Origin of the sequence: Rhodococcus sp. EPR-157 (assembly GCF_001647195.1) — a bacterium.
Lineage (GTDB): Bacteria > Actinomycetota > Actinomycetes > Mycobacteriales > Mycobacteriaceae > Rhodococcoides.
Genome location: NZ_LVCV01000590.1, coordinates 1 through 10,076 on the forward strand (window position 1 = coordinate 1; position 10,076 = coordinate 10,076).

At 61.8% G+C, this 10,076-nt stretch carries 12 protein-coding genes; 8 read left to right on the plus strand and 4 right to left on the minus strand.

All coding sequences use genetic code 11. From position 1 onward, the window contains the following. The coding region (locus A2J03_RS25510; protein ID WP_269455246.1) for a glycosyltransferase at positions 1–797 on the plus strand (797 nt) is incomplete at its 5' end. Between the two features lie 22 nt (positions 798–819). Here A2J03_RS25510 and A2J03_RS25515 read toward each other — a convergent pair. Then, positions 820–1,461 (minus strand): TetR/AcrR family transcriptional regulator, encoded by a 642-nt coding sequence (locus A2J03_RS25515; RefSeq protein ID WP_068379763.1) that lies wholly within the window; start codon positions 1,459–1,461, stop codon positions 820–822. 241 nt (positions 1,462–1,702) lie between these two features. Here A2J03_RS25515 and A2J03_RS25520 point away from each other — a divergent pair, with 241 nt between their 5' ends. The 4 genes from A2J03_RS25520 to A2J03_RS25535 all read left to right on the plus strand — a co-directional run bounded on the left by A2J03_RS25520 (position 1,703) and on the right by A2J03_RS25535 (position 5,357). Then, positions 1,703–2,464 (plus strand): response regulator transcription factor, encoded by a 762-nt coding sequence (locus A2J03_RS25520; protein WP_156520583.1) that lies wholly within the window; start codon positions 1,703–1,705, stop codon positions 2,462–2,464. Between the two features lie 208 nt (positions 2,465–2,672). Beyond that, entirely contained in the window at positions 2,673–3,542 is an 870-nt protein-coding gene (gene rfbA / locus A2J03_RS25525; protein ID WP_068379768.1) for a glucose-1-phosphate thymidylyltransferase RfbA, read from the plus strand. 67 nt (positions 3,543–3,609) lie between these two features. After that, the gene (locus A2J03_RS25530; RefSeq protein WP_068379771.1) at positions 3,610–4,731 is read left to right on the plus strand and encodes a DegT/DnrJ/EryC1/StrS family aminotransferase; all 1,122 of its coding nucleotides are present in this window, start codon (positions 3,610–3,612) and stop codon (positions 4,729–4,731) included. Then, positions 4,728–5,357 (plus strand): dTDP-4-dehydrorhamnose 3,5-epimerase family protein, encoded by a 630-nt coding sequence (locus A2J03_RS25535; protein WP_197480962.1) that lies wholly within the window; start codon positions 4,728–4,730, stop codon positions 5,355–5,357. Before A2J03_RS25530 ends, A2J03_RS25535 begins: the two co-directional genes overlap by 4 nt. Here the strand turns inward: A2J03_RS25535 and A2J03_RS25540 are convergent. Continuing rightward, positions 5,347–5,910, minus strand: a complete 564-nt coding sequence (locus A2J03_RS25540; RefSeq protein WP_068379773.1) for a TetR/AcrR family transcriptional regulator — start codon at positions 5,908–5,910, stop codon at positions 5,347–5,349. The genes A2J03_RS25535 and A2J03_RS25540 overlap by 11 nt on opposite strands. 106 nt (positions 5,911–6,016) lie before the next feature. Here A2J03_RS25540 and A2J03_RS25545 point away from each other — a divergent pair, with 106 nt between their 5' ends. Then, positions 6,017–7,594 (plus strand): MFS transporter, encoded by a 1,578-nt coding sequence (locus A2J03_RS25545; protein ID WP_068379776.1) that lies wholly within the window; start codon positions 6,017–6,019, stop codon positions 7,592–7,594. After that, positions 7,591–8,061 carry a hypothetical protein gene (locus A2J03_RS25550; RefSeq protein WP_068379779.1) on the plus strand — a complete coding sequence of 157 codons (471 nt, stop codon included), beginning with the start codon at positions 7,591–7,593 and terminating at the stop codon, positions 8,059–8,061. The genes A2J03_RS25545 and A2J03_RS25550 overlap by 4 nt, the downstream gene beginning before the upstream one ends. A 17-nt stretch (positions 8,062–8,078) precedes the next feature. On the opposite strand, the gene A2J03_RS25555 is transcribed toward A2J03_RS25550, so the two are convergent. After that, a complete protein-coding gene (locus A2J03_RS25555) occupies positions 8,079–8,402 on the minus strand; it encodes a putative quinol monooxygenase (protein WP_068379782.1) in 324 nt (107 codons plus the stop codon). 86 nt (positions 8,403–8,488) lie between these two features. Here A2J03_RS25555 and ligD point away from each other — a divergent pair, with 86 nt between their 5' ends. Next, the gene (gene ligD / locus A2J03_RS25560; RefSeq protein ID WP_068379786.1) at positions 8,489–9,442 is read left to right on the plus strand and encodes a non-homologous end-joining DNA ligase; all 954 of its coding nucleotides are present in this window, start codon (positions 8,489–8,491) and stop codon (positions 9,440–9,442) included. Between the two features lie 18 nt (positions 9,443–9,460). On the opposite strand, the gene A2J03_RS25565 is transcribed toward ligD, so the two are convergent. Then, positions 9,461–10,076, minus strand: a 616-nt coding sequence (locus tag A2J03_RS25565; RefSeq protein WP_068379795.1) for a FadR/GntR family transcriptional regulator, incomplete at its 5' end; no start/stop codon positions are given.

Genomic DNA, 10,076 nt, shown 5'->3' on the forward strand with positions numbered 1-10,076 from the left:
CGAGGAGACAACCTGATCTGGTGGTGTACGAGATGACCAACATCGGTGCCGGCGCTGCCGCACAAGACCTGGGAATTCAAGCAATCCCCTTCGCGATCAGCCGCTGGGAAGGCTTTCCCGCACAATTGTTCGCCGACGCGAAAATCGCCCCCGAGGTCATGATCGATCCACTGCCACCTACGTGGCGCGGGGTGACTTCGGCAGGGTCACCCAGCCGGCTGAATACTCGGACCGTTGCGTGGAGCGAACCCAGTAGCTCCAATCCATGGAGTCATTCCACAGGTACTCGTCCAAGGGCGTACCTCACCATGGGGACAGTGTCGTTCGGCGCAGTCGATGCTTTGCGCCAGGCGGTTCACGAGACCTGTGCTGCCGGCTTCGATGTGCTGGTGGCAGTGGGTCCCAGAGGCGACACCGATGCGCTCGGTCCGGTTCCTGCATCGGTGCGCGTGCTGAATTTCGTAGATCAACCGAGCGTTCTGGCAGGCGCGGATGTCGTAGTCCACCACGGTGGGACCGGAACGGTGCTCGGTGCATTGGCAGCGGCCATTCCGCAGGTTGTCATTCCACAGGCCGCCGATCAGTTCGCCAATGCAGCGCGAATAGATGAGCTCGGTATTGGTCGGTCGGTTCCCGTCGCGTCACCTTCCGGTGCGATCGCCGCAGCTGTCGCCGATGTGCTCGCCGATACCCGTGCCATTCAGACGCTGGACAACATCGCGAGCGAGATCGCGAATACCCACGGCCCCGAATCGACTTGTCGCGAACTCGAGCGACGCGTCGACCGCCGCGAGTGAGACAAGAGTCCTGCCATCGGAATCAGCGGGCTCCGCATCCGTGCAGGAATGTCCGGACCGCCGCTGCGACTGCGGCGGCGGTTTCCACTTCCTCGTACGCGCTGCCGCAGTAGAAGGGCGGAATGGCCGCTGACGTCAACAGCGAGAAGTGCTGTGCAGCAGTATCGGAGTCGTCGATCTGCAGCAGGCCCTTGTCGTTCAAACGCTGGAAGTAGTGGGCGAGTTCCCGGCGAACCCGCATCGGCCCGGTTCGTAACCACGCGTCGACCGTCGCTCGCGGTAGGTGTTTCGACTCAGCAGGCATCTGCAGGACTAGTGCGAAGTGGTCCTGGAATCGCGTCACCGTGGCGCACCACTCCGTGGCGAATGCCACGAATACCGCCTCGACGTCCGCGCCCGAGGCCAGAACACCGAGATGCCTGTCGATGAGCTCTACCTGAACGTCTGCGACTCGCGCGGCACTCTCGTGAATGGAGGCTCTGAACAACTCGGCCTTGTCCTCGAAGTGGTTGTAGATCGTGCGCGTCGACACCCTTGCTTCGGCAGAAATTGCGTCGAGTCCTGCTCTGCTGAAGCCTTCGCGGGCAAAGACGGCGAGTGCAGCGGTGAGGATCGCGTTTCGCTTGTCGATCAAGCCGCCTTTGGGGCGTGTGTTCGTGCTCATGCTGGTTTCGTCCCTTCCAAGGTTACTTCACCCGTGTTAGTCTACAACAACGGCCATGGCAATTATGTGCATTTTGAACTGCAATGCCGAGACCGAGCGGTGCTCCGCGCCGAGCGCCGCTCGCCGAGATTGCATCGGACCTTGGGCCGCCCGCTGCCGCGCGGCGCACGTGTATGTAGCGAGCAGTGACTTCCGGGACATCGAACTACTCAATCGAGGCGGGGAACAGATGCTGGACACGATGAGCGCCAAAGGAACATGGCACGGTAACGGTGTATCTGGGGCCGACAGTCAGGTGTCGAACGTACTGATCGTCGAGAACGACCTCCCGCATACCGAGACGTTGGCGCGAGGTCTGGAACGGCACGGCCACAGGGTCATCTGCGTCGCCACGGGGGACGAGGCACTTCGTGCTCACGAAGATGCGTCCATTGTCCTGATGGACTTGGAACTTCCGGATCTCGACGGGCTCGAGGTATGCCGAGGTATTCGATCGATCAGCGACGTTCCCCTTATCGCACTCACCGCGCGTGAGACCGAGTTGGACTTGATTCTCGGTTTTCAAGCCGGCGTCGATGACTACTTGGTCAAGCCGTATCGCTTCCGTGAACTTCTCGCGAGAATGAACGCCGTCAGCCGCCGGGCCCAGCATTCGTCACACCCGGCCGACCGTGTCATCACTCATGGGCCCCTACATATCGAAGTACCCGCGCGTCAGGTGTACCTCGACGGTCAGCCGATCTCCATGACTCCCAAGGAATTCGATCTTCTTCATTTGCTCGCGTCGTCGCCCAGTTGCGTACTGGCGCGCAAGCAGATCATGCGTCGCGTCTGGGGTGACTGCTGGTCCCGGCGAACGCTCGACACACATGTCAGCAGTGTGCGTAGCAAGCTGGGGTCCTCCGATTGGATCGTCACAGTTCGTGGCGTCGGCTTCCGGCTTGGCTACGACATCGCGAGTCGCAGCATGAACGATCGGAATCTCGTTCATGCTGCGACTTGAATATAGTTGCATCACTGGATATCCAAAGCTGTGGCGACCGATGCCGAGTCGGCGTGTTGTTGACGAAGTTTGACTTCGCCATGACACCGACGGTCTTGTGTCGACACCGCAGCCCCGGCGATGATTGTCGAGTGCGTCGGACTATCCCGAGGCGCGAACACTTCAGTCATCGGAGTCGAATGGCGAAAAGAGTGAGGACACTGAAGTGATGAAAGGAATAATACTGGCGGGCGGGAGCGGAACACGGTTGCATCCGATAACCCTCGGCGTCTCCAAACAGCTTCTTCCCGTGTACGACAAACCGATGATCTACTATCCGCTGTCGGTGCTGATGCTTGCCGGTATCACCGATATTCAGATCATCACCACCCCTCGTGATCTACCGGCATTCGAAGGATTGCTCGGCGACGGATCGCGCTACGGTCTCACCCTCTCCTACGTCGAGCAGGCCGAACCGAGGGGACTGGCTGACGCCTTTCTGCTGTCCGAACGTCACATCGGGCATGATTCCGTGATGCTAGTGCTGGGTGACAACATCTTTCACGGACCGGGATTCAGCACCACGCTGCAGAAGGTGGCCAGCGGTGTCGATGGATGCGTTCTGTTCGGGTACCCCGTCCGTGACCCGCAGCGGTACGGCGTGGCCCAAGTCGACGACGCGGGAACTCTGATCGGTATCCAAGAAAAACCTACTGCGCCGCTGTCGAATATCGCGGTCACCGGCCTCTACGCCTATGACAACGATGTAGTGGATATCGCCAAGACGCTTGAACCGTCCGCTCGTGGGGAACTGGAAATCACCGATGTCAACCTCGCGTACCTGCGTGAAGGACGCGCGCAGCTGGTGGAACTCGGCCGGGGATTCGTGTGGCTCGACACCGGAACGCACGAAAGCCTCATCGATGCAGGGCAATACGTCGAGACCCTCGAACGACGACAGGGGGTTCGGATTGCCTGCCTCGAAGAGGTCGCCCTCCGAATGAATTACATCGACAAGTACGAGTGCTATCGCCTGGGAGAGCAGCTCGCCAAGTCCCCCTACGGGCAATATGTCATGGACGTGGCTTCCGGACTGTGAGGCCGGAGTCAGTTCAGCTCGGAAGACACGACGAACTCACCAACTCGAATTCAAGGAGTGAAGCCGAATGTCAACTCGTGTATGGGATTATCTGCCCGAGTATGCCAAGGAAAAAGACGACATTCTCGACGCTGTACATACCGTCTTCGAATCCGGTCGCTTGGTCCTGGGTGACAGCGTGAAAGGCTTCGAGGATGAATTTGCCCGATACCACGGCGCACCGCACTGCACGGGAGTCGACAACGGCACCAACGCAGTGAAGCTCGCCTTGGAGGCCGTGGGGGTGGGTCCGGGCGACGAGGTGATCACGGTGTCCAACACCGCGGCACCGACGGTTGTGGCCGTCACCGGCGCCGGCGCTGTCCCCGTGTTCGTCGACGTCCGCGAGCAGGATTTTCTGATGGACACCACTCAGGTCGATGCTGCAATCACGTCGAAGACGAAAGCGATTCTGCCCGTGCATCTTTACGGTCAGTGTGTTGATATGGATTCGCTTCGAAGAATCGCCGACAAACACGATATCGCGATTGTGGAAGATTGTGCACAGGCGCATGGGGCACGCTACAACGGAAAAATCGCCGGAACGATGTCGGCTGCGTCCGCGTTCTCCTTCTATCCGACCAAAGTCCTCGGCGCATACGGAGACGGCGGCGCGGTGATCACCGCGGACCCCGAGGTCGACCGCGCCCTGAAGCAGCTCCGTTACTACGGGATGGAAAAGACCTACTATGTCGTTCGAAGCCCTGGGCACAATGCTCGACTCGACGAACTTCAAGCTGAGATTCTGAGAAGAAAGCTCCATCGCCTCGACGACTACGTCGCGGCGCGAAATTCGATCGCACGCCGCTACGCCGAAGAACTGGGTGACCTGGAAAGCCCTGGTGGACTACAGCTGCCGAAGACCAATCAGGGCAACAGTCACGTGTACTACGTATACGTTGCACGCCACCCCCAGCGAGACGCCATAATCGACGCACTCGCGGACCGCGACATCTCACTCAACATCAGCTACCCGTGGCCGGTGCACACGATGAGCGGGTTTGCGCATCTCGGTTACGAACTCGGATCTCTACCCGTCACGGAAAAGCTCGCGACTGAGATCTTTTCCTTGCCGATGTATCCCTCGTTGTCCGAGTCCGAACAGGGAGGGGTCATCGCCGCCCTCAGGGAAGTGATCACAGGGCTGTGACCGCCGTCGGTCGGCGTCCTGTCGTCGGTACTCGGATCGACGGAGTCGAGGTGCTCCGAGCGGACGCCCACCACGACGAACGAGGATGCTTCGCCACCCAGTTCACTGCGGCCGGCTTCGTCGAAAGAACAGGTCGCCCACTGTTTCCGGTCCACGAGATAAGCCACAACGTGTCGATGCGTGGCGTGCTGCGCGGAATTCACCACACCACCGTGCTACCCGGCCGCGCAAAGTACGTCTATTGTCCGAGCGGCCACACCGAGCACTTTCTCGTCGATCTACGCACGGACTCGGCCACGTTCGGCGGGTGGCAGAGTGTGACGCTCACCGGAGCTGCAGCAGACGCGATCTACGTACCGATCGGCGTCGGGCATGGCTTGCTCTCCTTGCAAGACAACTCTGTTGTCGGCTATCTGATGTCGGCGCCGTACAAGGTGGAGCAGGAGCAATCGGTGTCGGCACTCGATCCTCGCATCGGGCTACCGCTTCCCGTGAACAAGATGCAGTTCGCGCGGTCCGAACGCGACTGCGCCGCTCCGACGTTGGAGATGTCACTTCAGAGGGGCCTTCTGCCGAACATGGAGCAGTGCCGCCGCGCGGAAGAGGGGCTGTGGACTAGCTCATGATTCCCCGCATCAGTATTTCGAGACGGTAGTCCGCGCGAACTCCCTCGGGATCGTGGCCGTTCGCCCACGCGAGCGCGTTCGCAAGCACGAACACGTCCTCGCCGACGACGTCGTCTCGTACGCGTCCTGTGGCGCGGACGCGCTCCAGTACGGCTTCGGTGAGATCCTCCAGTTCCCGACATATCTCGCCGAGTGATCCGCCTCGCGAACTCGCAGCCAGCACGCTGTCGGCCAGTCCGCCGTACGCACCCGAGTAGTCCGACAACAGCCGCACCCAATCCCGGAGCACATCCGCGTCGTACGAGGGTGTGTTCAGGCGATCCACCGCGCGTCGAAGCTCTTCGACGTGGTCCTCGACGGCCGCGGCAATTAGGTCCGAACGAGTCGGGAAGTGGCGATAGAGCGTGCCGGGTCCGACGCCGGCTGATTTGGCAATGTCCTCGAGTGGGGCCTCCACTCCTCGATCGACGAACGCCCTCCGGGCCGCCTGAACGACCGCGTTTCGGTTGCGTACTGCGTCCGCTCTCAGCGGCCGGCCGGCCGGAGCACTCATGAGTTTCTCCCTCAGCTGTTGACTTAAGCGGACGCTGCCTCCATATTGTAAGCGGAGGATGTCTCCGATTAATCCGGAGGGGGCATCCGCATAGAAGGAGTATGACATGAACGCACCTGCTTTCGGCACGGGCGAAAAGTCGGCAACCGGACATCCTGCGCGCTGGGCGGCACTCGCGGTGCTGGTCGTGCCGGTTCTGCTCACGTCGATGGACTTTTCCGTGCTTTATCTGGCCATCCCGGTCATCACGGCTGATCTGGCCCCGACGAGTAGCCAGATGCTGTGGATTCTCGACATCTATGGCTTCGTGCTCGCCGGCTTGCTGATCACGATGGGCAATCTCGGCGACAGGTTCGGCCGCCGAAAGATCCTGCTCATCGGCGCAGTGGTATTCGGAGCGGCCTCGGTTTTGGCGGCCTTCTCCACGAGCCCCGAGATGCTCATCGCCGCGCGCGCACTGATGGGGCTCGGTGGTGCAACACTCATGCCGTCGACTCTGTCGTTGATCCGCAACATGTTCGAGGATCCGGGCGAGCGAGCAAAGGCAATCGGGGTGTGGACCGCAGCCTTCGCGGGCGGAGGGGCTCTCGGCCCGGTCGCAGGCGGCGCGTTGCTGAACTTCTTCGACTGGGGCTCGGTGTTCCTGATCAACGTCCCGTTCCTGATCGGACTCCTTATCGCAGCCCCCATTCTCGTTCCTGAGTTCCGCAATCCGTCGTCCGCACGTTTCGACATCGCCGGCGCCGCTTTGTCGATGGCTGCTGTTCTGCCGATCGTCTATGCAGCGAAACATGCCGCCGAAATCACGGGATGGGACGTGAAGAGCTCGATCTCGCTGGCGGCGGGTGCCGTATTCGCCGCGCTGTTCTTCGTACGCCAGAGATCGGCCACCGACCCACTCGTCGACACGACACTGTTCAAGAGCAGGCGCTTCGTCGGAGCCCTCGTGGCTGTGACGCTCGGCATCATGGTGTTGCTCGGACCCAACATGTACCTCGCGCAGTACCTTCAGTTGGCACTTGGATTCAGCCCGCTCGGAGCCGCGCTGTGGATGATACCGATGACCATTGCAGCGATGGCCGGTTCGATGCTCGCACCGCAGCTGCGCGGATGGGTCGGCACCGCGTCGGCGATGAGCATCGGTTTCGTTGCGGCTGCCACCGGGCTGGGCGTAATCGCATTCACACCGGCGGTGGACGGCCTGTCCATCATCGTGGGCGGCGGCGTCGTGCTCGGCGCGGGAGTTACGACGGTCATGACGCTGGCAACCGATGCCATCGTCGCGGCCGCACCCCCGGATCGCGCAGGGGCGGCATCAGCGATCCAAGAGACCGGATCCGAATTCGGTGGCGCGTTGGGTATCGCGCTGATGGGCTCGATCGGAGCAACGGTGTACAAAACATCACTCGATCTGCCTGCAGATGTCCCCGCGATTGCTGAGGAGTCCTTCGCAAGTGCACGTGAGGTCTCGAGAAGTCTGCCCGAGGAGGTCGGAAATGCACTGTTCGAGAACGCTGCGGAAGCGTTCACATCCGGTTTGTCGGTCGCCGCAACAGCAGGCTCCGTGGTGATGCTCGCTCTCGCGGTCGTTGTACCGGTGTTGATGCGCGGCGAGTCGACGGACGCCGAATCCACGTCGGTTCGGGCCGACAGTAACTCGTACGCGAAGGAGTCCCACTCATGAGCAGCGATCAACCTCTCGGCTACTTGGTGAAGCAATTCGACAACGAATTGAACGACTATGTCGACACAGCCCTTCGAACAGAGCATGGGGTCGGCCGTGCACATTGGCAGGCGTTGCGCACTGCGTTCGGCGACCGCAAACTCCTGCTGTCCACGTTCACCAGCGAGGCGCGCACGTTCTACAGCGACGCGGAGTTGGACGAGCTTCTGTCCTCGCTGACCGAGAACGGTTGGATCGACGTGAAGGGAGCAACGGACAGCGAGCGGATCATGGTCCTCACCGACCAGGGTGAAAAACTGCTGAATCGAATGATGCAGACACAGGATCGAACCATGCAAATTGCGACCGAGGGCGTCTCCGAAGCCGACTACGAGACCACCCGCACCACTCTGGATCGAATGGCGAGCAATTTGCACACTGCAAGCGCTGCACTGTCTCGTCGTCCCGTGTCGGCAGCGACCGACTAGGCGCTCTGATTCCGGCGCTACTCGACGGCGAGCTCACCGAGTTCGTTCCAGTCGGTCCCGTCGACCTCCTGGCTGATGATCTTCGGCGTCTCCTGTAGGTACGGCGGGAGATCCTTCTGGGCCTGCTTGAAGTGGTCCGAGTTCACATGTGTGGCACCGGCATCGGGGTCCCTGAATGCCTCCACCAGGACATACTCGGTGGGGTCGTCGAGAGTGCGCGACCAGAAATACCACAGGCAGCCTTCCTCGGCTTGGCAGGCTTCGGTGAAGTCGCGTGAGATCTCGGGCCAGTTGTCGGCGTGCTCGGGCTTCACCTTGAACTTGGCGGTGATGAAGATCAACGTCTCTCCTCATGTCGATGCTGATGGTTCCTCGGCGGTACCCGAATCACGTGGATGGCAAGCCTGCCGTCACCTAGGCTCGGTTCATGGCCAGCAGCTCACCGTCGATCGAGATACCGGTCGGTGACCGCATCGTACGGATCTCGAACCCGGATCGCGTGTACTTCCCCGAAAATGGGGCCACCAAGCTCGATCTGGTGAACTACTACCTCAGCGTCGGCGACGGCATCGTGCGCGCACTCCGCGAGCGACCGTGCATGATGCATCGCTTCCCCAAGGGGCTCGCAGGGGAGAAGGTGCACCAGAAGCGGGTGCCGAACGGCGCCCCGCCGTGGCTCGAGACCGTGCGGGTGACGTTTCCTCGCTACAACCGCACGGCCGACGAGCTGTGTGTCACCGAACTCGCGCACGTGGCGTGGGCGGTGCAGATGTCCACCGTCGAGTTCCATCCGTGGAACAGCCGACGGGCCGACGTCGAGAAGCCCGACGAGTGGCGCATCGATCTCGACCCGATGCCCGACTGCCCGTTCGACCGAGTTCGTAGCGTCGCAGAGGTGGTGAAGGACGTACTTGACGACCTCGGTGCCGTCGGGTGGCCGAAAACCTCGGGCGGACATGGCCTGCACATCTACGTGCGCATCGACCCGGCGTACGGGTTCAAGGATGTACGCAGGGCCGCACTGGCTTTCGCTCGCGAAGTAGAGCGTCGCGCACCCGAGGACGTGACCACGACGTGGTGGCGCAAGGACCGCGACCCGACGAAGCTGTTCGTGGACTACAACCAGAATGCGCGCGATCACACCATCGCCAGCGCCTACTCGGTCCGCGGAAACCAGGAAGCGACCGTCTCGACGCCGATTGCCTGGGACGAGATAGCCGACGTCGACCCGCACGAGTTCACGATCTTCACGGTGCCAACCCGGTTCGCCGAGTTGGGCGATCTGCACGCAGGCATCGACGATGCGGTGTTCTCGCTCGTGCCTCTGCTCGAATGGGCCGAGCGCGACGAGCGTGAAGGGCTGACCGAACCGGAAGAGTGAGCGGCGATTCGCCAGAAGCTAACGGCGCAGCGACTCCACCGCCCCGCGGACGGCGTCGAGGTGGGCGGCCATGGCCTGGGCCGCCTCGTCGTAATTCCCCGATCGGATGCCCGCGACGATGGTGTCGTGCTCGATGTTGGACTTCTGCTGGCGTCGGGCGACGAGGTTGAGGGTTTCCGACTGGCGGGTCAGCGCACCACGAATGTCGACGATGATTGCTTCGAACACCCGATTCTTGCTGGCTCGTGCGATCGCGGTGTGGAACTGGCCGTCCAGTAGGACCCAGGCGTGGTGATCGTCCTCGTTGCGCATCTCGTCGGTGAGTCCTTCGAGCACCAGGAGGTCCTCGTCGGTGCGTCGTTCGGCGGCCCACCCGGCCGACGGTATCTCGACATGGGGCCGTGCTTCCATCAGTTCGCGAGCCGCGTAGTTCCCGATGTCGAGATCGCCGGTGACTCGGTCACGGACGACGAATGTTCCGCGGCCGGTTTTGGTTTCGGTCAGCCCGAGCGCGGTGCACGACCGCAGTGCTTCCCGGATCACCGAACGCGAGACTCCGTGGCGGGTGGCAAGCGCGGACTCGGCCGGAAGCTTGTCCCCGACGGCGACCTGCCCCGACACGATCGCATCTCGT